Raw genomic sequence first — 22201 nt, forward strand, 5'->3', positions numbered from 1 at the left:
TTCAGTGAATAATGCCGCCGGCTTGCAACCGGCGTCGGCGCTCTCCAAGAAAGACCACCCAGGCGATCAGGCATAACGTCAGCGGCATGGCGAAGACCGCCACCAGCGTTATCGCCAACTCCAGACGACGCACTTGGGCGTAGGCTTCGCGCTGCAGGGTATTCAGCTCCATGGGTAGGCGCAGTCGTTCCTTGTTGAGTGCTTGCAGCTGGGTATTGGTCTCCACTGCCTGAGTGCCGAGGGTGGTTGTCCATGGGCTCAGCCGTTGCCATTCCTGCTCTGTTCGTTGCAAGCGTCGCTCCAGTTCGCTGGCTTTCGAACGATAGGCCTGTCTTGCGACCTCGCGCATACCCTCCAGCACCGTCGGCATGTCCTGCGTTGCCCTTGGGCGAATCGCGACGAGCATGTCGGGGGCGGACAGGTTATCCAGTGTATTCAGAACAAACAGCGCGTTGCCATCGGGCGCCGCGTCGCTGACCTTATCGGTAAGCATGTCGGTGTCAGCGATGACCACAACATGAATCTGCGCGGCTGTTTGCAACCCGGGCGGCAGGCCCTTGATACCATCGGAAAAGACTGAGTAGCTCGGCCCTTCGATGCGTGCAGCAATGACATGGCGCCGTTCTCGGCTCGAAGCCTCTTCAATCACGGAATCGGACTTTGTTGCGCGAGGGGATTGGTTGGCCTCCAACAGCACGGATTGCTCGGAACTTTGCAGGATCGGGGTGAAGGTTGTGCGGCTTTTGTTCAACTGCACCAGCGCCCCACTGCTCGATACTGTCACCCTGTTGAGGTTCCAGGTGCTGATGTCGTTCAGGTTCATTGCCTGTCGTGGCAAGTTCAGCCTGACTCGATTGGGCATATCTGGCGTCTCCCAGGGCGTGTAGAGAGAGTCGACCACCAGCTTGTCCGTCGGCATCTGGATACCCCAGGCGGCAAGCACCTCGTCCAGTCGGCTATTGGCTGGGAATGCGGTTGAACGTTGTTCGCTCAACGGGTCGATGAACATCATCAATCTACCGCCCCTCAAGACAAATTGCTCAATCCCATACAAGGTCCGTTCCGGCAGCATCCGTGGCTGTACAACCATCAGCGTTTTGATGTGTTCGGGGATTAGAGCGGCATTCGGCTCCAGAGTGACCAGTTCGAATTCTCGCCGTACGGCCTGCAGGAGCCGACCTGCGGATTCGTCCATCGACAGCCCCGACAGCAGCCCAACAACCGGTCGCTCCGGGTGCTGCAACTTGTAGAGCAGGTGGCTTATTTCATATTCGAGCAAGGGTTCGCGCTCGAGGCTGAAAGAACCGATACGTCGCACGCCATGACCGGGGCTCGTGCTGATGAGACCGAGAAAACCTGTGTTCTCGTCGAGCCCTGACAGCCGTGCCTTATAGGCGTCTTCCGAATAGGGAGCGGGTTCAATCACGTGCAGGTTGATCATGCCCCGAGCCTTCTTTTCGTACTCCTTGAGCAGGTCCTCAATACGTTTGCCATAGCGTTTCACGGCGTAGCTTCGCTTCGGGTCGTTATTTGAATTGAAGTAATACATGTCCACCGGGCTTTCCAGCGTTGCGAGCAGTGGGTATACGGGGGGCGATAAAGTGTGGATTTTTTGTTGAGAAAGATCCCAGCGTATATCAGGAAGTTTACCTATCCACACCAGGTTGAAAGCCAGGAAAAGCAAAAAGGTGACGCAAAGCGTCATACCGGTGCGCAGAGTGGACCGCATTAAGAGGTTCCCTTCTCATCTGTGTTTGTAGTTGAGTGTGACTGTCGTTGCGGTGAGAAAGGCGAGGATCATGCTAATAAAATAAAGTATGTCGCGCAGTGTGAGTTTTCCATCATCGATACTGCTGAATCGCCAGGTAGGGCTGAGGGATGCCAGGCTGTCGATCAGCCATATAGGGGTTTGGTGTTCAAGTGAGTCCAATACATAGGAAAGGCCACTGGTTGTCAGTAACAAGCCCAGTGTCAATACGAAAATAACAGTGCGGTGATGGACCAGTGCGCAAATAAAACAGCCTGCGGATAAGTAACTGCCTGCCAGCAGCCAACTCGCCAGAAATTGCGAGGCAATGACACCGTTGTCGGCGTTGCCCAGAGAGTTCGCAATGATCACCAGGGGGAACATCAGAAACAGGGCGGTGCTGGCCACCAGCCAGGCGGCGAGGAATTTTCCGACAATCCATTCGAGCGTTGTGATGGGCAGGGTTTTCATCAGGCTGAAAAAACCTGCGTTGGTTTCATCGGACCAAAGTTGAGTGGTCAGGGCGGGAATCAGCAATAAATAAAGCGAAGGGTGGAACCGGAAAAATACCTGTAAGTCACTGCCGTTTTGTTCCCGCCACGGACTTACGTACAACCCTAATGTCACTGACAGTATAAGGAAAATGGCAATGTTGAGGTAAGTGCTGGGGGAGCGCGCATAGCTGGTGAGTTGACGCCTCAGAATGATGGGCAATAGTCTCAATGGGACGCCTCTTTGGTCAGATGGTGGACCACATCATTCAGGCGACCTGGCTCCAGGTTCAGTGAGTTGATTTTCCAGCGCCGGCTGGCAATCAGCGTGTTGATATGGGGATAGATGGTGTGTCCGGGCATGGCGAGAACGGTCACTGTGCCGGGCGCGTTTCGATGCTCTTCGATGCCTGCCACACCTGGAAGGACAGCCAGTGCCAACAGGTCCAGTGGCGTCTCGGCGGTAAGGGTGACTGCCTGGAAGTGACGCGAGTCGCGCTGTAGATCGGGCAGTGGCGTATCGGCCACCAGACGACCGTTGGCAATGACCAGGGCGCGTGTGCACAGTTCGGACAACTCTTCGCAGTGACGCGAGGCAATGATGACCGTCATTTCTTGCGTCAATGATTGGATAAGCGCCTTGAATGCGTGCTTCTGATCCTGCGCGAGTCCTTCGGTGGGTTCGTCCAGCAGTAACAGGGCAGGGCCATGCAGGATGGCCTGGGCAATTGCGACTTTGCGTTTCCAGGCGATAGAAAGGAGGTCGAGGGGGGCATCGAGCACCGGAAACAACTCCAGTCGTGCGATGGACTGTTCCAGGCGGTCACGTTTTTCGGTACCGCGAAAGCCACGAATGGCAGCAATGAAATCCAGGAACGCTTTGACGGACATCGTTGAATGGCCGAGGTCGTTGGACAGTTGATAGCCGACCAGTTGCCTTGCTTCGAGCGGGTGGGTTTGTGTGTCGAAGCCCTGAATATTTATATGACCGCTGGACGGCTGTGTCGAACCGGCAATGACATCGAACAGGACTGTTTTGGCTGTGTGATCCTGTCCGAACAACCCGAGGCATTCCTGTTGACCGGCACTGAATGAAAAGTCGCTGACAATAGTATTGTTACCCATGTGTTTTGTCAGATTGCTTATTTCGATCATTGTTTTACCGAATAAGTTTGGTATGACGTAGGGAGGTTGAAAAAAGGGTACGGGTTGCTCGCGGTTTTGGGAACGTCGGTCAGCATTAATAAGACAAGTCCTACGTGCAGGGCGGGCAGACCACTGAAACAATGTGTCGTGTTTTGGAGTGTCTAATTTTTGAATGTTTATTGGTTGTTTATATAAACTTTCTGTCCGAATATTGAGGCCTGATTGCATGATGCTGCTACGTACCCTTGTTCTTGAACGCAATGGTCAAGATGCTCCGGTTAACGGTGCACTGCTCTGTGGGTTTGCTGTCGGTCAGACGGCCTCAAACTTCCTTGTGTATAGCCTGGATGAAGAGATAGAGCCTGGAAGTTCCAGGGTCTATATCGCGGCCTTGCGTAAGAAACTTGATCGGTATTTTCTGGGAAGCGTTGAATCCAAGGAAGACCTGCAGGTGGCATTGCATGTTTTCAAGCAAATACTGACATTGGCCGCTTCGGGTGTTAAATCCGGTGGTGTTACCGAAACCCAAGTGCCTTATCATTTTGTCGATTTGAAAGGTTGCAAGTTGCCACCGGCCAGGCCTGAGGATCATCATTCGGTGATCATCAAGAAAGCGCTGGTGATGAAAGTGATCACCCTGGGCATGTCTGCGCCGACGTTGCCAGCGATCGAAAGTGCTTCAGTGATTGTGCCGTCCATTCGGTTTTCGTCACAAATGATCTCTCCTCCCAAGAGCGCGAGCCCACCGGAGTCGGTCCGCCCTCCGCTGCATGAACAACCGGTTGAGGAGCCCCGGCAGGCACCCTTGAGCACGCCAGTGGACGTGGCGCAGGCCGCACCTGCCATTCCACGTGAGCCTGATGCGCCGGTGCCAACGAAGTCCATGTCTTCAGGCGACCACAGTACATTGTTCGAAGTCGATAGCACGCTGACCAACCTTGCCCGTGTCGCTCAAGAGTTGACCCAGCAAAAACTCGCTGCAATCGAGCGGGAGACTGCACTTGAGCAGTGGCAGGCGCGATTGCAACAGGAACAAAACCAACTGGATGAGAAGGTTCGAGAGCTGGAACAGCGCACCACTCAACTGCATGATCAGTCGCTTGCCGTCAGCCAGAGGACCGAAGCCTTGAAGGTGATGACGTCACAGGTGTCGGGCTTGCGGCAAAGCCTGCGGGGCATGTTGCTGGAGCTGGATCGGACGCTGGACAGCTAGACCGGCCTGGCTACTTTCACCGGTTCATTTATCATCAACGCCAGCCAGCCGAACCCAGGGCATGAAACCCAGGCGTATCGGCACCTATGGACATTGCCTGGGGATGCAAGCGTTTGAGTACCAAGCTGATTACCAAAGAAGGCCATGAAGCGCTGAAAAAGGAGCTGGATTACCTGTGGCGCGAAAAGCGCCCGGACACCACGCGCAAAGTGACGTGGGCGGCTTCGCTGGGGGATCGCAGCGAAAACGCCGACTACCAGTACAACAAGAAACTGTTGCGTGAGATTGATCGTCGCGTGCGCTACCTGCGCAAACGCCTGGAAGACATGCGCGTGGTGGAGTACATGCCTGAGCAGGAGGGTAAGGTGTTTTTCGGCGCCTGGGTGGATATTGAAAACGAGCAGGGTGAAACCAAGCGTTTTCGTATTGTCGGTTATGACGAGATTTATGACCGGATGGACTACATCTCCATCGATTCGCCCATGGCCCGTGCGCTGTTGCGCAAGGAGGTGGATGACGAGGCTATCGTGCAGACCCCAAGCGGTGAGGTGTGCTGGTGGATCACCGGGATCGAATATGTGAAGTGAGCAAAATGGGCCCGTATTCTGTAAAGAAACCGGGCCCATCGCATTTCAACCTTCGCGCAACACCGTCAACGGGCTGGCATTCAGCGCGCGGCGGGTGCCAAACACACCGGCACCGCCGATCAGCACGGCACCGATCACCGGTAGCAGCAACAGCCACGGGTGAGGGTGCCAGGCCAGGTCAAATGCGTAGCGGTACAGCACGAACGTCACCAGCTCCGTGCCCAGCGCCGCCAGCAACCCACTGACGGCACCCAGCAAACCGAACTCGATACGCCTGGCCTTGACCAGCAGCTTGCGTTCGGCGCCCAACGCACGCAGCAGCGCGCCCTGGCGGATACGTTCATCCAGGGTGGCTTGCAGGCCGGAGAACAACACCGCCATCCCTGCCGCCAGTACAAACAGCAACACGTACTCCACCGCCAGGGTCACCTGGGCGAGGATGCTGCGCAATTGCTCCAGCAACGCCTCGACTTGCAGGATGGTTACCGCCGGGAACGCTCGGGACAGGTCGACGATCTGCTGGTCATGCCCGGGCGCCAGATAGAAGCTGGTCAGGTAGGTGGCCGGCAGATCTTTCAAGGTGCCCGGTTGGAAAATCATGAAGAAGTTGGGCTGGAAGTTATCCCAGTTGATGGTGCGCAGGCTGGCGACCCGCGCTTCTCGATTCTCTCCGCCCACGGTGAAGACCAGGTGGTCGTCGAGCTTGAGTTTGAGACTTTCCGCTACCTTGGCTTCGACCGAGACACCCGGGATTTCATCGGTAGGTTGCGCCGACCACCACGAGCCCGCCGTCAGGGCGTTGCCTGGTGGCAGGTCGGCGGCCCAGGTCAGGCTCAGGTCGCGTTGCACCGCACGGTCGCCGCTGGAGTCCTTGCTGACGATTTCCTGTACCGGTTCGCCATTGATACTGATCAGGCGCCCCGGCACCACCGGGTACAGTGGCGCGGATTGCGCCTGCAGTTCCAGCAGACGGGCGCCAAAGGCATCCTTGTCGGCCGGCAGGATGTTCAAGGCGAAATAGTTCGGTGCGTCCTTGGGCAGCTGGTTTTGCCAGGTGTCGAGCAGTTCGCCACGCAACAGGGCGATCAAGCCCATGGACAGCAGGATCAAGCCGAATGCCAGGGATTGACCGGCCGCTGCCAGTGGGTGACGCAGGAGTTGGCCCAGACCCAGGCGCCACGGCAGGGAGGCGCGGGCCAGCAGTCGCCGCAGGCTTTGCAGCAAGAGCAGGAGCAAGCCACCGAGTACCAGTGCCGCAACCACTCCGCCACCGAGCAGGGCGAAGGTCAGCACCAGGTCGAGGCTCAGGCGCCACATGATCAGGCCCAAGGCGAACAACGCTGCGCCATAGACCATCCAGGTGCTGGAAGGGATCGGCAGCAGGTCACGGCGCAATACCCGCAGCGGTGGCACTCGACCCAATGCGGCCAGCGGGGGCAGGGCGAAGCCGGCGAGGGCGACCAACCCGGTGCCGATCCCGGCAACCGCCGGTAGCAGCCCGCCGGGTGGAACGTCCGCGGGTAACAGGTCGTGGAGAAAGTAGAACAGGCCAAACTGCGCCAGCCAGCCAAGCAGGGCGCCGACCAGGCTGGCGAAAAGCCCCAGGACGCTCAGTTGCAGGCTGAACAGCAACATGGCTTCACGTCGTGACAAGCCCAGGCAGCGCAGCAATGCACTGGCGTCGAAACGTCGCGTGGCAAAGCGATTGGCCGACAGCGCCACCGCCACACCCGCCAGCAATACGGCGACCAGGCTGGCCATGTTCAGGTAGCGTTCTGCCTTGCCCAGGGCGCCGCCGATCTGCTGGTTGCCGTCCCGTGAATCCTGCAGGCGCTGGTTGGCGGCGAGCCCCGGCTTGACCAGATCGCGATAGGTTTGCAGCACGGTGCTGCCCTGTGGCCCGCGCCACAGTTCGCGGTAGCTGACGCGGCTGCCGGGTTGCACCACACCGGTGGCGTCCAGGTCCGCCAGGTTGATCATCACTCTGGGCGTGAGGCTGTAGAAGTTGCCGGCGCGGTCCGGCTCATAGGTGAGCACGCGAGCCAGGCGCAGCGTCTTCATGCCGACATCGATGCTGTCACCGACCTTGAGGTCGAGCGCGGTCAGCAGCCGCGCTTCCACCCAGGCTTCACCGGGTTTCGGGCCACCGCCTGGGGTTTCATCGCCGAAAGGCACGGCAGCGCTTTTCAGTTCACCGCGCAACGGGTACTGCTCGTTGACCGCCTTGATGCTGGAGAGCTGGATGCCGTTATCGGTAGCGATGACGCTGGAGAACTCCACGATGCGAGCGTGATCCAGGCCCAGCTCGGTGCCGGACTGGATTTGTTCGGGCCGGGCCGGCGAACTGCCTTCAAGCACCAGGTCGGCGCCGAGGAATTCGGTGGCGCGCAACAGCATGGCACCGTTGAGGCGCGCACCGAAGTAACCGATGGCGGTGCTGGCGGCCACGGCCACCAACAGGGCGAAGAACAACACGCGCAATTCACCGGCGCGGGCATCGCGCAGTAATTGGCGCATGGCCAGGCTGAACAGGCGTAACAGCGGCAAACGTGCCATCAAGGCTCCAGGGGCGCGACCATCAGGCCGGCTTCAAGGCGGATCAGGCGCCGGCAGCGGTGGGCCAGGCGCTCATCGTGGGTGACCAACACCAGGGTCGTGCCGCTCTCCTTGTTGAGTTCGAACAGCAGGTCGCTGATGCGCTCGCCGGTGTGGCTGTCGAGGTTACCGGTGGGTTCATCGGCAAACAGCACGTCCGGTTCGGCGGCAAAGGCGCGGGCAATCGCTACCCGTTGCTGTTCGCCACCGGAAAGTTGGCGTGGCGAGTGCGTCAGGCGTTGGCCCAGGCCTACGCGCTCCAGCAGGTGCCTGGCCCGTTCGCGAGCGTCTTTGCGGCCGTCCAGTTCCAGCGGCAGCATGACGTTTTCCAGGGCGTTGAGGCTGTCGAGCAATTGGAAGGATTGGAATACGAAGCCCACATGCTCGGCACGGATGCGCGCGCGCTGGTCTTCGTCGAGGGTACTGAGGGCTTGTCCGGCGAGGGTGACTTCGCCGCTGCTGGGCAGGTCGAGGCCAGCCAGCAGGCCGAGAAGGGTGGATTTGCCGGAACCGGAACTGCCGACGATAGCCAGGCTATCGCCCTTGTTCAGTTCCAGGCTCAGTTCGTGCAGGATAGTCAGTTCACCTTCCGCGCTGGGAACCACTTTGCTAAGGTTCCGCGCGGTGAGAATGCTTGCGCCCATGGAGAATCCGATGCGAATGTGGTTTTTGAGTGCTGGCCTGGCCTTGATGTGCATGGCCCAGAACGCAGCGGCGGGTACAGTCCTGATCGTTGGCGATAGTATCAGTGCCGGTTTCGGCCTGGATACCAGCAAAGGGTGGGTAGCCCTGCTGCAGCAACGGCTCAAGCAGGAAGGTTTCGACGATAAGGTGGTCAATGCCTCCATCAGTGGCGACACCAGTGCCGGAGGCCTGGCGCGGCTGCCGGCGGCGCTTGCAGAGCACAAGCCGGATGTGGTGGTTATTGAGTTGGGGGGCAATGATGGCCTGCGCGGGCAACCGCCTGCGCAATTGCAACAAAATCTTGCATCGATGATTGACCAGTCCAGGGCCGGTGGCGCCAGGGTGTTGTTGTTGGGAATGCAATTGCCCCCCAATTATGGCCCGCGATACACCACCGCGTTTGCCGAAGTCTATGGCGAGCTGGCCAAGCAAAAGAATGTCCCGCTGGTGCCGTTTTTCCTCGATGGTGTGGGCGGTCACCCGGAGCTGATGCAGGCCGATCAACTTCACCCGGCGGTCGGTGCCCAGGGCAAGTTGCTGGAAAATGTCTGGCCGACGTTAAAACCGCTGCTATGACGCTTTTCTACCGGCAGGCTTTCGGCTAAGGTGGCGCCCCCCCGATTTGGAGCCCCTGATGTCGCGTCCTGCCTGGTCCCTGTTTAACTACCAACTGATCGAGCCGGACGAGCAGCTGGATCTGTTCGCCTGCCAGGAAGTGCGGGTGCATCTGGTGGCACGTCAACTGGAACTGGGTGGCTCCATCGATCGCACGCTGTGCGGCACCCTGTTGCCGGCGCAACCGCGTTGGTCGCGAGTCGATCGTTCGATTTTCCAGGACCAGCGCTTGTGCCCGCTGTGCCGTGCCATCCTGGAGTCCCAGAAGCGCGGCACGCCGCCGATCTGGCCGGAGCTGCGTTTCGAGTTGTAGGGGGCAGCTAGAAGCGCGCTTCACGTATACAATCGATGTTTACCTACCCGTCGTCTGCGAAGGATTTACCGGATGTTGTCGCGCCTTTCCGTCGTCACCTGCTGCCTGTCTATCGCTGCGCTTTGTGCGGCCGGTTCTGCGTCAGCTTTGCAGTTGCCATTGCCCCCACCGGGTGAAGACATCGTCGGCCAGGTCCAGGTGATCAAGGCCAAGTACGAAGATACCTTTGCCGACCTGGGCACCACCTATGACCTGGGCTATTCGGAGATGGTCGCGGCCAACCCGGGTGTGGATGCCTGGTTGCCGGGTGCGGGTACCGAGATCGTATTGCCGACGCGTTTCATCCTGCCGCCGGGGCCGCGCGAGGGCATCGTGATCAACCTGGCGGAATACCGGCTCTATTACTACCCCAAGGGTCAGAACGTGGTCTACACGTTCCCGTTGGGAATTGGTCGTGAAGGCTGGGGTTCACCCATTGCCCATACCAGCATCATTGCCAAGACACCCAACCCGACCTGGACCCCGCCCGCCTCGATCAAGGCCGAGCACGCCGCCAACGGCGACCCGCTGCCCAACGTGGTGCCGGCCGGCCCGGACAACCCGCTGGGTCCGTTCAAGTTCACCCTGGGCACACCGGGTTACCTGATCCACGGTTCCAACATGAAATTTGGTATCGGCACGCGTACAAGCCACGGCTGCTTCCGCATGTTCAACAATAATGTGCTGGAGATGGCCGGCATGGTGCCGGTGGGGACATCGGTGCGCATCATCAACGATGCCTACAAGTTCGGCAGCAGTGGCGGCAAGGTGTACCTTGAAGCGCATACGCCGTTGAATGATGACGGTACGCCGTCGGTGGTCGACAAGCACACTGCGGTGATCAACGCCTTGCTCAAGCGTGAAGACCTGGCCAACAATTTGCGGGTCAATTGGGATCAGGTACGTGACGTGGTCGCGGCGGAAGATGGTTTGCCGACGGAAATCGGTGTGCCCGGCGCAGCGGCGGTCGCCACCAGCGCGCCGATCGATCTGCAGCAATAAGGCACGGCATCAAACGCCCGCCAAGGCCTTGCGCCACGGCGGGCTTTTTATTGGCCGTGATCCAGGCACAAATCCCAGGCAATAAAAAAGCCGACCCATAAATGGATCGGCTTGATAACAACCCCGAGGGATTATTACTTGCGGCTAGCTTTTTCAAGCATGCGCAGAGCGCGCTCGTTAGCTTCGTCAGCAGTCTGTTGTGCCTTTTGAGCAGCAGCCAGCGCTTCATCAGCTTTACGGTAGGCTTCGTCTGCACGGGCCTGGGAGCGAGCTGCTGCGTCTTCAGTCGCAGTCAGACGAGCTTCGGTTTCTTTGGAGACGCTGCTGCAACCGGTAGCCAGAACTGCGGCCAGAGCCAGAGCAGAGAATTTCAGAACGTTGTTCATCGTGTTCCCCTTCAAGGACTTTCTATTAGATGGCTAGTATCTCAGAGTGAGCCAATAGCCGGCGTACATACTACCCATTACTTGTAGTAAGTAAACTGACGTAGCGCAAGAAGCAAAAAAAATTCTCGTGCCGAATCTATTTTGGCTAATCTTTTGGAGCTTTGTATAAAAACTGTCCAATTTTTTTAACCAGGCGCAAATCGGATCCAGGCTGAAAGGGCCGGCCCGCATGTGTTAAGCCCTGTAAACAGATGAAATTTTATATATCCACGCTGACACTTACGTTCAGCATGGCTTCGCGTTGCCCGGTATCTTTTGCGCATGTAGAGGTGACTTTAAGAGCGCCTGTTCGTCTCAAGGTTCAACTGCCGGCAATGTTCAGGCTTTCGATCATCGGTAGATCGAAGCCCTTTCTATATCCACCCGTGGCAGGGATGACGAGTGCGCCTTGAGCAATTGCAGGATTGGTGCCTACTATTCCCTACGTGCAGGTGTGAGCGCTCAAGGTTTTCTCGTTGTCGAAACCGGCACGGGGTGGCGTAGATGTTCCTTCGCCGGAAAAACATCGGTAAGGTAGGGGTCAGAAACCAAGACCCGCGAGGAGTAGTGATGAGCGAGGCGTTGTCCATCCACCATGACCAGGCTGGTCATCAGTTCGAGACCAATGTGGACGGTCATCGTGCCTATCTGACCTATATGGACCTCGGCAAACAGACCCTGGATATCTATCGGACCTTCGTGCCCAACGCACTGCGGGGCCGTGGTATTGCGGCGGCACTGACCGAGGAAGCCTTGAAGTTTGCCGAGGAGGCGGGCTACACGGTGATCCCGTCCTGCTCCTATGTCGAACGCTACATGGAGCGCCACCAGCGTCATGCCGCGAAGTTGTAAGGCATAAACAGCAGCATGAAAAAAACGCCGGGCTCAGCCCGGCGTTTTTGTGTGCGCTCGATACAGACTCAGGTGCGCTTGCGCTTAGGCAGCACGTCCTTGAGCTTGGCGTGCATGCTGCGCAGGGTGTTTTCGGTGGCGGCCCAGTCGATGCAGGCATCGGTGATCGACACACCGTACTGCAAGTCGGCCAGGTCTTTTGGAATCGCCTGGCAACCCCAGTTCAGGTGGCTCTCGACCATCAGGCCGATGATCGACTGGTTGCCTTCCAGGATCTGGTTGGCGACGTTTTCCATCACCAACGGCTGCAGGGCCGGGTCCTTGTTGGAGTTGGCGTGGCTGCAGTCGACCATGATGTTCGGCTTGATCTTGGCCTTGTTCAGCGCTTGCTCGCACAGGGCAACACTGACCGAATCATAGTTGGGCTTGCCGTTGCCGCCGCGCAGTACCACGTGACCGTAGGCGTTGCCCTTGGTGGTGACGATGGACACGCCACCTTCCTGGTTGATACCCAGGAAACGGTGCGGGCTGGAAACCGATTGCAGCGCGTTGATCGCCACAGTCAGGCCGCCGTCGGTGCCGTTCTTGAAACCCACGGCCGAGGACAGGCCGGACGCCATTTCGCGGTGCGTCTGGGATTCAGTGGTGCGTGCGCCGATGGCCGACCAGCTGATCAGGTCCTGCAGGTACTGCGGGGAGATCGGGTCCAGGGCTTCGGTGGCGGTGGGTAGGCCCATCTCGGCCAAGTCCAGCAGTAACTTGCGACCAATGTGCAGGCCGTCCTGGATCTTGAACGAGTCGTCCAGGTACGGGTCGTTGATCAAGCCTTTCCAGCCGACCGTGGTGCGCGGTTTTTCGAAATAGACGCGCATCACCAGGTACAGGGTGTCGGACACTTCCGCCGCCAGCACCTTGAGGCGCTCGGCGTACTCGTGGGCAGCCTTGAGATCGTGGATCGAGCAAGGCCCGATGACGACGAACAGGCGGTGGTCGGTGCCATCGAGAATGTCACGGATGACTTCGCGGCCTTTGGTGACGGTATGCAGGGCAGCGTCGCTCAAAGGGATTTCGCGCTTGAGCTGATCGGGCGTGATCAGGGTCTCGTTGGATTCAACGTTTAGGTCATTGATCGGTAAATCAGCCATCGTGTTACTCGTCAGGGTCACGGGTGCCGGCCGCCAGCCATCCCCGTGCGGCGGAGCACAGCATGATTTGAATGCAGGGGGGAGGAACCTTAGCGCGTAACACCGGCCCGCGACAATGGGCAAAGCCCGCTTTAATCCAGTGCTGGCGCCACAAATGCCTCATGGGAGAACTCGCTGGCATGGCGCGATACCCACTCGCGGGCCAGGGCTTCGAGTTGCTGGGGTGTTGGCTCGGCGTCTTCGTGCTGGCGGCAGTAGCGTTCTATCCGGCATGCTTGCTCACCCATGCGTGCACCGAACAACGCATGTTCATCGGTGAACGAGACAGCGACGCGGTAGCCGTTTTCCACCTTGCGGCACCACGCCACATAGCCCGGATAACGCGCGCTGGCACCCAGGGACGGGATATGCAGATCAACCGCCGTGCCTTCGCGCCAGGCGCGTGGCCAATGGCAGGCAATGCCGCCCAGGCCGATCGTGTGCAGGCGTTGGCGGGGAATGGCGGGAGAGGGACGTTGGATTAACTCGACAGCGACATCATCAGGGTGAGGTAAAAAACGACCCATGTACACGGACTCCGAGCACCGTCCAATTGACGGCGGTGGCAGCAGTATAGTGAAGGAACTGGAATTGACCGACCTGGATATTGACCAGCAATTGCTGGGATTGCCAGGTATTTCTCTGGTGATCTTTACCAGCGCAGGGTGTTCCAGTTGCCGCTGGGCACGCCAGCAACTGCCGGGCTGGCCGTTACCGGTGGACCGGCTGTGCTGGGTGGACGCCGGGCATAACGGTGGTGCGGTCGAACGCTACCAGATCTTTCATTTGCCGGCGCTGTTCGTGGTGTGCGAGGGTCAATTCCTCGGGCAGATACAGACACGTCTTACGCGTGATGACGTTTTCGATGCCGTAAAACAGGCACTCACCCGTTCACCTGAGGATTTGCCATGACAGCAGTTAACCTCCAGTCACCCCGCATCGGCATTATCGGCACCGGTGCCATTGGTGGTTTCTACGGACTGATGCTGGCGCGTGCCGGTTTCGATGTGCACTTTCTGTTGCGCAGTGAATACGCGGCGGTCAGCGAGCACGGCCTGCACTTGAACAGCACCGTGCACGGCGTATTGCATCTGCATCCCGTGCAGGCTTATGCCCGCGCTGCCGATATGCCGCCGTGCGACTGGCTGCTGGTGGGCACCAAGTCGACCGGTAACGTCGAATTGGCCCCGACCCTCGCCCAGGTGGCGGCGCCGGATGCCAAGGTAGTGTTGCTGCAAAACGGCCTCGATGTGGAAGATAGCCTGCGTGAACACTTGCCAGCATCGCTGCACTTGCTGGGTGGCCTGTGTTATATCGGCGTGCACCGTTCGGGTCCGGGCGTTATCGAGCACCAGGCGTTGGGGCGGGTCAACCTGGGGTATCACAGTGGTACGGCGGCCAACGATGACGCCCTCCAGAAAGCGATTGTCGAAGCGGGCGCCGCGTTGTTTCACCAGGCGGGTATCGAGTCCCAGGCCATGGCCAATGTGCATCTGGCGCGCTGGCACAAGCTGGTGTGGAACGTGCCCTATAACGGCCTGTCCGTGTTATTGGGCGCGGGGACCACGGCGATGATGGCGGACCAATCCAGCCGCGAACTGATCCAGGCGCTGATGGCCGAAGTGGTGCAGGGCGCCCACGCCTGTGGTCATGAGATTCCCAGAAGCTACGCCGAACAGATGTTTACCCTGACTGAAACCATGGACGATTACCTGCCGAGCATGTACCACGACCACGTGCACAAACGCCCGCTGGAACTGGCGGCGATCTACGCCCGCCCACTTGCTGCGGCCAGGGCTGCCGGCTGTGAGCTGCCACGGATGCAGGCGCTGTATCAGGCCTTGAGTTTTATTGATCGGCGTAACCGCTGAGCAGGGGGGCATACCATGGCAAAGGGATTGGGCGACAAACTGGTGCTGGCGATTTCGTCGCGGGCACTGTTCGACCTGAGTGACAGCCACAAGATCTACCTCGCCCAAGGCGTCGAGGCGTACCGCAAGTACCAGATCGAGCACGAAGAAGAAATCCTCGAACCCGGCGATGCATTTCCGCTGGTCAAGAAACTGCTCAGCCTGAACGCCAGCCTGGGCCGTGCGCGGGTTGAGGTGGTGCTGGTGTCGCGTAACAGCGCTGACACCGGCTTGCGCGTGTTCAATTCGATCCAGCATTACGGCCTGGATATTTCCCGCGCCGCTTTCGTAGGCGGGCGTAGTCCTTATCCTTATCTGGCGGCGTTTGGCTGCCATCTGTTTCTTTCGACCCATGCCGAGGATGTACGCAGTGCCCTCGATGCGGGGTTCGCGGCGGCGACGATTCTGTCAGGCGGCCCGAACCGCGCCTCCAGCGAAGAACTGCGCATTGCCTTCGACGGCGACGCTGTGCTGTTTTCCGATGAGTCCGAGCGTGTGTACCAGGCCGGTGGCCTGGCCGCGTTCCAGGCCAATGAGCGGGAGGCGGCGCGCCAACCGTTGCACGGCGGTCCTTTCAAGGGGTTTCTGGCGGCACTCAACCTGTTGCAGCGTGAGTTTCCCGATGAGGCCTGCCCGATCCGCACCGCCTTGGTCACTGCCCGTTCGGCGCCGTCACACGAGCGGGTGATTCGCACCTTGCGTGAATGGGATATCCGCCTGGACGAGTCGTTGTTCCTTGGCGGCCTGGAGAAGTCCGCATTCCTGGAGGCGTTTGCCGCCGACGTGTTTTTCGATGACCAGGCCGGGCATTGCGAGAAAGCCATGGAATTTGTCGCCACCGGGCACGTGCCCCATGGAATCAGTAATGAGGTGAAGATCTAGGGCGCTGCTAAGCTGATTTCATCTCCGCCATCCTGGCAGTCCAGGAGGTTCTATGATCCGTTCGATGCTGTACGCCACGGACCTCGGTCTGTACGCGCCTTATGTGATGCAACATGCGCTGGCGCTGGCCCGAACGTTCAAGGCGGACCTGTATGTGATTCATGTGGTCGAGCCCATCGGCCTGTTCGCCGAATCGGTGTTGCAGAGCTACCTTGATGAGAAGGCCCTGAGTGAATGGCAAAGCCAGGGGCTGACCACGGTCATGGCGACGATCGAACAGCGGGTGCTGGACAGTTTTCGCGAGGAGTTGGAGGACGGGGAGCAAGACCTGAAGTTGATTCGCTCGGTACGGGTGATCCAGGGGGACCCCTGCGAGGTGATTCTCGACCAACTGCGCAAACTTTCCGTGGATCTGTTGATCGTAGGAAGTCATAGCCATGCAACCGCGGCGGCCACCCCGTTGGGTCGCACCGCTGCACGGGTGCTGCAGCTGTCTACGGTGCCGGTCTACCTGGTGCCTTCGTTGCAACGTCGACGCAGTGATGACGTGTGATGGATGAAAACGATAAAAAGTTCTAGATTTATCCATCAAACCTTTAATATAGTTATATACCGTCGCTGATACCCGTGGCGTCTATCTGCTTTGAGGGACACATATGAAGCTTCAACAACTGCGCTACATCTGGGAAGTGGCGCACCACGACCTCAACGTTTCCGCTACCGCTCAAAGCCTCTACACCTCGCAACCCGGTATCAGCAAGCAGATCCGCCTGCTCGAAGACGAGTTGGGCGTCGAAGTGTTCGCACGCAGTGGCAAGCACCTCACCCGTGTCACCCCCGCCGGTGAGCGCATCATCACCACCGCCGGCGAGATCCTGCGCAAAGTCGAAAGCATCAAGCAGATCGCCCAGGAATTCTCCAACGAGAAGAAAGGCACCCTGTCCATCGCCACCACCCACACCCAGGCGCGTTATGCGTTGCCGCCGGTGATCCGTGATTTCATCAAGCAGTACCCGGATGTGGCCCTGCACATGCACCAGGGTTCGCCGATGCAGATCGCCGAGATGGCCGCTGACGGCACTGTCGATTTCGCCATTGCCACCGAGGCCCTGGAGCTGTTCGGCGACCTGGTGATGATGCCGTGCTACCGCTGGAACCGTTGTGTGGTCGTGCCGCAAGGCCACCCATTGGCCAAGCTGCCGAAGCTGACCCTGGAAGCCCTGGCCGAATACCCGATCGTGACCTACGTGTTCGGTTTCACCGGCCGTTCCAAGCTCGACGAAGCCTTCAGCCATCGTGGCCTCACGCCGAAAGTGGTGTTCACTGCCGCCGACGCCGACGTGATCAAGACTTATGTACGCCTGGGCCTGGGCGTGGGTATCGTCGCCAAGATGGCGGTCGACACGGCCCTCGACAAAGACCTGGTGGTGCTCGATGCCAGCGAGCTGTTCGAGTCCAGCGTGACCAAGATCGGCTTCCGTCGTGGCACCTTCCTGCGTGGCTTCATGTGCGATTTCATCGAGAAGTTTGCGCCGCACCTGACCCGCGAAGTCATGGCCAAGGCGATCCAGTGCCACAACAAGCAGGAGCTGGAAGAGCTGTTCGACGGCGTTGAATTGCCCGTCCATTAAGCCAGCGGTTTATTTGGCCTCGGTAACCGTAAAATGTTGCCGGGCGCCTGCCACCAGAATCTCCACCTCATCGCCTTCGAACTTGCCCAGCAGGCTTTTGCCCAGTGGTGAGCGCGGGGTGATGACGGTCACCGGTTGTCCAACCACGTCCACCTTTAAACCGGCCGCATCCGGTGCCAGGAACAGCCATTGCTGGCGACCGTTCTCGTCTTCCAGGCCCAGCAGGGCGCCGACTTCTATGCCGCGCTGATCATCGAAGGCACGTAATTGCATGTTCTGGCACAGCGCCAACGCCTGCTTGATCTCCTCGACGCGCTTGGCTTGCCCGGCCGCCAGATAGGACGCCTCCAGCCCCAGGGTGTCGTATTTGTTTTCAGCGATGTTTTCTTCGTGGGTCGCGGTTTCGTAGGCGGTCTGCGCGGCGCGCTGGGCGATGTCGAGGTCGACGCCGAGCTTTTCCAGGATCAGCAGGTGGACGGCGTGTTTATTCATGGTCATCAATCGCAGAATTGCAGGACATTGGCCCGGGTCTTTTCGTTGGGGGCGTTCTGGTCCTGTTGCAGCCAGAACTGGCATTTGGGGTTGGACAGGTTGCGCGCGTTGCTGCGAGCCTGCTCCAGGCTCTGTTGCTGTTCCTGCTTCTGCAGGTTCTGCTGATATTGCTCGAACATGCGATTCGGCGGTTCAGGCTCCGCCACAGCAGGTTTGCCCAATTGCTGTACGGCCTGGGCCACTGGCGCCAGGCTCTGGGGGAACAGGTAGCGCGACGCCAGCCAGGTGGTCAGCACGATGGCGATAAACCCCAGCCATACGCCAGACGCAATAGCGGCACTGAGCTTGAACAGCGACAACGGACGATCAGACATGATGCCCTCCTGGCAGGCATTGATGGCGTGGCTGCGATTGTCGCACAGCCACAGTGCAGAATAATCGCGATCAAGCCTTCTGCATCCGCGCATTTATGCGGACAATCGAACCTTTGAGCGTTGGAGCCCGGAATGAAAGCCCGCTGGGATATTTTTTGCAGCGTCGTCGACAACTTCGGCGACATCGGCGTGACCTGGCGCCTGGCCCGGCAATTGGTGGCGGAACACGCCTGTGATGTGCGCTTGTGGGTCGACGACCTGCGCGCATTCGAACGCATGTGTCCTGAGATTGACGTACAGCTCGATCAACAATGGCAGGAAGGCGTCGAAGTGCGTCATTGGCCGACGGAGTGGGTGGGCGCGCCTGCGGCGGATGTCGTGATCGCCGCGTTTGCCTGCCAGTTGCCACCTGAGTATATGGAGGCCATGGCCGAGCGCGAACGCACGCCGGTGTGGATGAACCTGGATTACCTCAGCGCCGAGGAATGGGTCGTCGGTTGTCACCGGCTGCCATCGGTGAAGTTCAAGGGCGTGCAGAAGTACTTCTTCTTCCCCGGATTTCGGCCCGGCACCGGCGGCCTTTTGCGTGAGGCCGGGTTGCTGGAACAGCGTCGGGCTTTTCAGCAGGATGTGAACGTGCAACAAGACTTCCTGCAAACCTTGGGTGTGTTTCCCACAGCCGGTGCGCGGCTGATCTCACTGTTTGCCTATGAGAATGCCGGGCTCGCCAGTTGGCTGGACGTGTTATCGACGGACGGGCGTGCCACTCATCTATTGGTGCCGGAGGGGCGCATTCTTGGCGATGTGCAGCGTTGGTTGGGCTTGGAGCGGCTGGTGGCGGGGGATATCCAGCAGCGGGGATCGCTGACGGTGCAGGTGATTGCGTTCGTGCGCCAGGAGCAATACGACCGCCTTCTGTGGTGCTGTGACTTCAATGCCGTACGCGGTGAAGACTCGTTCGTGCGCGCCCAGTGGGCCGGGCGACCGCTGCTGTGGCATATCTATCGACAGGACGAAGATATTCACCTCGACAAACTCGATGCCTTCCTGGAACTGTACACCGCAGGCTTATCACCCTCGGCAAGGACGGCGCTGATCGGGCTCTGGCAAGCCTGGAACATGGAGGGCGATATGGCCCAGCCGTGGAAAATGCTGCTGGAACATTGGCCGGAGGTCAGCCAGCACGCCGAAACGTGGTGTCTGGAACAGGGCTTGCGGGCCGATCTTGCGACGGCGCTGGTGAAGTTTTATGAAAGTTGGATATGATACGCCACCTTGAATTTTGTAAATCCCATCCAAATTTCGGATATATGCAATGAAAACTGGTAAAGAACTGAAACCCGGTACAGTGATCCGTCTCGAAAACGACCCTTGGCTGGTTCAGAAAGCTGAGTTCACCAAGTCTGGTCGTAACAGCGCCATCATGAAGACCAAGCTGAAGAACCTGCTGACCGGTTACAAGACCGAGATCGTCTACAGCGCCGATGACAAACTGGACGACGTAATCCTCGATCGCAAAGAAGCGACCCTGTCCTTCATCAGCGGTGACACCTACACGTTCATGGACACCACCGACTACACCATGTACGAGCTGAACGCTGAAGATATCGAAGCTGTTCTGCCGTTCATCGAAGAAGGTATGGAAGACGTCTGCGAAGCTATTTTCTTCGAAGAGCGCCTGGTTTCCGTAGAGCTGCCGACCACCATCGTGCGTAAAGTGGCCTACACCGAAGGTTCCGCTCGCGGCGACACGTCGGGCAAGGTGATGAAGCCTGCCAAGCTGAGCAACGGTACCGAACTGCAAGTGGCCGATTTCATCGAAATCGACGACCTGATCGAGATCGATACCCGCGAAGGCGGTTCGTACAAAGGTCGCGCCAAGAAGTAATTCTGGCCCCGCCGATACGAAAAAAAGCCCGACCTTGAGTCGGGCTTTTTCGTGGGCGCTGTTTTTTACTTCAAGTGTTGCTTCAGCTCATCCGAGGCCTGGAGTAATGCGGAGCGGACTGCCGGGACTTGGCTGACCACGTTGAGCAAACCGTAGTCGTGAATCATGCCGTTGTAGCGCACGGCAGTCACCGGTACACCGGCTGCGTCCAGCTTGCGGGCGTAGGCTTCACCCTCATCCCGCAGCACATCGGCGCTGGCGGTCTGGATCAGCGCAGGCGGCAAGCCTTTGAGCTGGTCGGTGGTGGCCCGCAGCGGCGAGGCGTAGATCTCGGCGCGCTGGTTGGCGTCGGTGGTGTAGTTGTCCCAGAACCACTTCATCATGTTGCGGGTCAGGAAGTGCCCTTCGGCGTACTGGTTGTAGGACGCGGTGTCGAAATTGGCGTCGGTCACCGGCCATAGCAACAATTGGAACTTGATCGCCGGCGTGCCCTTATCCTTGGCCATCAGGCTGACCACTGCCGCCATGTTGCCGCCGACGCTGTTGCCCGCGACCGCCAGGCGCTTGCCATCGACATTGATCTCTGTACCGTGCTCGGCCACCCATTTTGTGGCGCCGTAGGCCTGGTTGATCGCCACCGGGTAATGCGCTTCCGGTGAAGGCGTGTAGTTGACGAATACCGCCACCGCCCCCGAACCCACCACCAGATCCCGCACCAGGCGCTCATGGGTCGGGTAATCCCCCAGCACCCAGCCGCCACCGTGGAAGAACATGAACACAGGCAATGTGCCCTTGACCCCGGCTGGCCGCACGATGGTCAGGTCCAGCGGCTTGCCGTCGACCTGAATGGTCTTCTGGCTCACATCCGCCTTGGGCAAGGTCAGCTTCACACCGGCCTGGGCGCCGGTCAGTACGGCACGGGCGTCCTTGGGCGTCAGTTGTTCCATCGGTTTGCCGTTGCCTGCGTTCAACACATCCAGGAAGGCCTGGGTGTTGTGCTCGACTTCACCGGTCGCCGCAAAGGCGTGGGTGATGGACAAGGCGAGCAGGGTGCCGGTGAGCGCTTTACCAATTGTGTTCATTTCGTTCTCCAGGGGCGGCCGGTTTCATTTAGACGATCACGTGCAGGCGTACATCGACGTTGCCACGGGTGGCGTTGGAGTAAGGGCAGACTTGGTGGGCGGCGTCGACCAGGCTTTGCGCGTCGTCCTGGGCCAGGCCGGGCAGGCTGATGTGCAGGTCGATGTCCAGGCCGAAACCGCCGGGGATCTGGCCGATGCCAACGTGGGCGGTGATCGAGGCGTCATCCGGGATTTTGCGTTTGGTCTGGCTGGCGACGAATTTCAGGGCACCGATGAAGCAGGCCGAGTAGCCGGCAGCGAACAGTTGTTCAGGGTTGGTGGCCTGGCCGCCGGCACCGCCCAGTTCTTTGGGGGTGGAGAGTTTGACGTCGAGGATGTTGTCGCTGGAAACAGCACGACCATCACGGCCGCCGGTGGCGGTAGCTACTGCGGTGTAGAGCGTTTGCATGGTGTTTTCCTCTTGGTTTTTATCGCTAAATGTTTGCGCGCTAAGTAGTTGGTGAGGTGAATGTATAGCGCTAATGTTTAGTGCGCAAGATAAATTTATAAAATATTTTCGTGTAGCCAAAACCGATCTGGGAGGGGCGTTCTAAATTGCGTTCTGCAAGTTGCTGCGCAGTGCAATCAAATCAGCTTGTAGCTTGCGTAGTTGGTCCAACTCCAGGCCGCTGGCGCCCAGGATGCACTGCGGGATCCCCAGGGCCTTGTCCTGCAATGCCCGCCCGGCCTCGGTCAGTTCTACAACCACGACGCGTTCATCCTCGCGGCTGCGGGTACGGCTGAGCACACCTTCGGCTTCCAGGCGCTTGAGCAGTGGGGTAAGCGAGCCCGGATCGGTCAGCAGGCGGCTGCTGATTTCGCCGACGGTCAAACCATCCTCTTCCCACAACACCATCATGGCCAGGTACTGCGGGTAGGTCAGGCCAAGTGCTTGCAGCAATGGCTTGTAGACCTTGGTCATCAGCAGCGAAGTGGAGTGCAAGGCGAAGCACAGCTGGTTGTCCAGCATCAGGGATTCGCACGGATCAGGGTTCTTGCTCATGGCGGTA

General features: G+C 59.1%; 26 protein-coding genes. 13 read left to right on the forward strand and 13 right to left on the reverse strand.

Going from position 1 to position 22201, the window contains the following annotated elements; translation table 11 throughout:
- Position 1: 1 nt before the first annotated feature.
- Genes LUU92_RS08790 through LUU92_RS08800 form a run of 3 tightly spaced genes read right to left on the reverse strand, consistent with a single transcriptional unit; the run spans position 2 to position 3393 of the window.
- Positions 2-1729, reverse strand: a complete 1728-nt coding sequence (locus tag LUU92_RS08790; protein ID WP_257103474.1) for a Gldg family protein — start codon at positions 1727-1729, stop codon at positions 2-4.
- A gap of 15 nt (positions 1730-1744) precedes the next feature.
- The gene (locus tag LUU92_RS08795) at positions 1745-2470 is read right to left on the reverse strand and encodes an ABC transporter permease (protein ID WP_257103475.1); all 726 of its coding nucleotides are present in this window, start codon (positions 2468-2470) and stop codon (positions 1745-1747) included.
- On the reverse strand, positions 2467-3393 hold the full coding sequence (locus tag LUU92_RS08800; RefSeq protein ID WP_257103476.1) for an ATP-binding cassette domain-containing protein: 927 nt from the start codon (positions 3391-3393) through the stop codon (positions 2467-2469). Before LUU92_RS08800 ends, LUU92_RS08795 begins: the two co-directional genes overlap by 4 nt.
- Before the next feature lie 217 nt (positions 3394-3610).
- On the opposite strand from LUU92_RS08800, the gene LUU92_RS08805 reads away from it, so the two are divergent.
- A complete protein-coding gene (locus LUU92_RS08805) occupies positions 3611-4597 on the forward strand; it encodes a hypothetical protein (protein ID WP_071488535.1) in 987 nt (328 codons plus the stop codon).
- A 113-nt stretch (positions 4598-4710) separates the two neighbouring features.
- Positions 4711-5184: a transcription elongation factor GreB gene (greB, locus tag LUU92_RS08810; protein WP_092248076.1), complete on the forward strand. Its 474-nt coding sequence runs from the start codon at positions 4711-4713 to the stop codon at positions 5182-5184.
- A 45-nt stretch (positions 5185-5229) separates the two neighbouring features.
- Here greB and LUU92_RS08815 read toward each other — a convergent pair whose 3' ends face one another.
- Positions 5230-7740 (reverse strand): ABC transporter permease, encoded by a 2511-nt coding sequence (locus LUU92_RS08815; RefSeq protein ID WP_071488534.1) that lies wholly within the window; start codon positions 7738-7740, stop codon positions 5230-5232.
- On the reverse strand, positions 7740-8423 hold the full coding sequence (locus LUU92_RS08820) for an ABC transporter ATP-binding protein (protein WP_005786391.1): 684 nt from the start codon (positions 8421-8423) through the stop codon (positions 7740-7742). The genes LUU92_RS08815 and LUU92_RS08820 overlap by 1 nt, the downstream gene beginning before the upstream one ends.
- A 10-nt stretch (positions 8424-8433) precedes the next feature.
- On the opposite strand from LUU92_RS08820, the gene LUU92_RS08825 reads away from it, so the two are divergent.
- From LUU92_RS08825 to LUU92_RS08835, 3 genes are all read left to right on the forward strand, one after another.
- The gene (locus LUU92_RS08825) at positions 8434-9039 is read left to right on the forward strand and encodes an arylesterase (RefSeq protein WP_071488533.1); all 606 of its coding nucleotides are present in this window, start codon (positions 8434-8436) and stop codon (positions 9037-9039) included.
- A 58-nt stretch (positions 9040-9097) separates the two neighbouring features.
- The gene (locus LUU92_RS08830) at positions 9098-9391 is read left to right on the forward strand and encodes a hypothetical protein (protein WP_010211879.1); all 294 of its coding nucleotides are present in this window, start codon (positions 9098-9100) and stop codon (positions 9389-9391) included.
- A 72-nt stretch (positions 9392-9463) separates the two neighbouring features.
- Complete coding sequence (locus LUU92_RS08835; protein ID WP_257103477.1) at positions 9464-10432, forward strand: L,D-transpeptidase family protein; 969 nt, start codon at positions 9464-9466, stop codon at positions 10430-10432.
- Positions 10433-10566: 134 nt separating this feature from the next.
- Here the strand turns inward: LUU92_RS08835 and oprI are convergent, their stop codons facing one another.
- A complete protein-coding gene (gene oprI, locus LUU92_RS08840) occupies positions 10567-10818 on the reverse strand; it encodes an outer membrane lipoprotein OprI (RefSeq protein ID WP_003172710.1) in 252 nt (83 codons plus the stop codon).
- A 609-nt stretch (positions 10819-11427) separates the two neighbouring features.
- Between oprI and LUU92_RS08845 the strand changes: the two genes are divergently transcribed.
- Entirely contained in the window at positions 11428-11709 is a 282-nt protein-coding gene (locus LUU92_RS08845; protein WP_003189869.1) for a GNAT family N-acetyltransferase, read from the forward strand.
- Between the two features lie 68 nt (positions 11710-11777).
- Here the strand turns inward: LUU92_RS08845 and LUU92_RS08850 are convergent, their stop codons facing one another.
- Both LUU92_RS08850 and LUU92_RS08855 read right to left on the reverse strand, forming a co-directional pair.
- Positions 11778-12854 (reverse strand): 3-deoxy-7-phosphoheptulonate synthase, encoded by a 1077-nt coding sequence (locus LUU92_RS08850; protein WP_257103478.1) that lies wholly within the window; start codon positions 12852-12854, stop codon positions 11778-11780.
- Positions 12855-12985: 131 nt separating this feature from the next.
- A complete protein-coding gene (locus tag LUU92_RS08855) occupies positions 12986-13420 on the reverse strand; it encodes a PilZ domain-containing protein (RefSeq protein ID WP_092247684.1) in 435 nt (144 codons plus the stop codon).
- Between LUU92_RS08855 and LUU92_RS08860 the strand changes: the two genes are divergently transcribed.
- The 5 genes from LUU92_RS08860 to cysB all read left to right on the forward strand — a co-directional run bounded on the left by LUU92_RS08860 (position 13419) and on the right by cysB (position 17316).
- Positions 13419-13805, forward strand: coding sequence for a YbbN family protein (locus LUU92_RS08860; protein WP_071488530.1), 387 nt, complete (start codon positions 13419-13421; stop codon positions 13803-13805). The two genes, LUU92_RS08855 and LUU92_RS08860, sit on opposite strands and share 2 nt — an antisense overlap.
- Positions 13802-14764: a putative 2-dehydropantoate 2-reductase gene (locus LUU92_RS08865; RefSeq protein WP_071488529.1), complete on the forward strand. Its 963-nt coding sequence runs from the start codon at positions 13802-13804 to the stop codon at positions 14762-14764. Before LUU92_RS08860 ends, LUU92_RS08865 begins: the two co-directional genes overlap by 4 nt.
- Before the next feature lie 15 nt (positions 14765-14779).
- A complete protein-coding gene (locus LUU92_RS08870) occupies positions 14780-15685 on the forward strand; it encodes a 5'-nucleotidase (RefSeq protein ID WP_071488528.1) in 906 nt (301 codons plus the stop codon).
- 52 nt (positions 15686-15737) lie between these two features.
- Positions 15738-16238 carry a universal stress protein gene (locus LUU92_RS08875; RefSeq protein WP_071488527.1) on the forward strand — a complete coding sequence of 167 codons (501 nt, stop codon included), beginning with the start codon at positions 15738-15740 and terminating at the stop codon, positions 16236-16238.
- Positions 16239-16341: 103 nt separating this feature from the next.
- Entirely contained in the window at positions 16342-17316 is a 975-nt protein-coding gene (cysB, locus tag LUU92_RS08880) for an HTH-type transcriptional regulator CysB (protein WP_012722988.1), read from the forward strand.
- 9 nt (positions 17317-17325) lie between these two features.
- Here cysB and LUU92_RS08885 read toward each other — a convergent pair whose 3' ends face one another.
- Together LUU92_RS08885 and LUU92_RS08890 are read right to left on the reverse strand one after the other, a co-directional pair.
- Complete coding sequence (locus LUU92_RS08885) at positions 17326-17808, reverse strand: GreA/GreB family elongation factor (protein WP_257103479.1); 483 nt, start codon at positions 17806-17808, stop codon at positions 17326-17328.
- 5 nt (positions 17809-17813) lie between these two features.
- Entirely contained in the window at positions 17814-18182 is a 369-nt protein-coding gene (locus LUU92_RS08890) for a hypothetical protein (RefSeq protein ID WP_071488526.1), read from the reverse strand.
- A 132-nt stretch (positions 18183-18314) separates the two neighbouring features.
- Between LUU92_RS08890 and earP the strand changes: the two genes are divergently transcribed.
- The gene (gene earP / locus LUU92_RS08895; RefSeq protein WP_257103480.1) at positions 18315-19448 is read left to right on the forward strand and encodes an elongation factor P maturation arginine rhamnosyltransferase EarP; all 1134 of its coding nucleotides are present in this window, start codon (positions 18315-18317) and stop codon (positions 19446-19448) included.
- 49 nt (positions 19449-19497) lie between these two features.
- The gene (locus LUU92_RS08900) at positions 19498-20070 is read left to right on the forward strand and encodes an elongation factor P (protein ID WP_003172723.1); all 573 of its coding nucleotides are present in this window, start codon (positions 19498-19500) and stop codon (positions 20068-20070) included.
- 65 nt (positions 20071-20135) lie between these two features.
- Here the strand turns inward: LUU92_RS08900 and LUU92_RS08905 are convergent, their stop codons facing one another.
- From LUU92_RS08905 to LUU92_RS08915, 3 genes are all read right to left on the reverse strand, one after another.
- Positions 20136-21152, reverse strand: coding sequence for an alpha/beta hydrolase (locus LUU92_RS08905; protein ID WP_071488524.1), 1017 nt, complete (start codon positions 21150-21152; stop codon positions 20136-20138).
- Positions 21153-21180: 28 nt separating this feature from the next.
- Positions 21181-21600, reverse strand: a complete 420-nt coding sequence (locus tag LUU92_RS08910) for an organic hydroperoxide resistance protein (protein ID WP_071488523.1) — start codon at positions 21598-21600, stop codon at positions 21181-21183.
- Positions 21601-21741: 141 nt separating this feature from the next.
- A complete protein-coding gene (locus LUU92_RS08915) occupies positions 21742-22194 on the reverse strand; it encodes a MarR family winged helix-turn-helix transcriptional regulator (protein ID WP_071488522.1) in 453 nt (150 codons plus the stop codon).
- Between the last annotated feature and the right edge of the window lie 7 nt (positions 22195-22201).

The sequence above is a fragment of the Pseudomonas extremorientalis genome (assembly GCF_024584605.1).
GTDB classification, from domain to species: domain Bacteria; phylum Pseudomonadota; class Gammaproteobacteria; order Pseudomonadales; family Pseudomonadaceae; genus Aquipseudomonas; species Aquipseudomonas extremorientalis.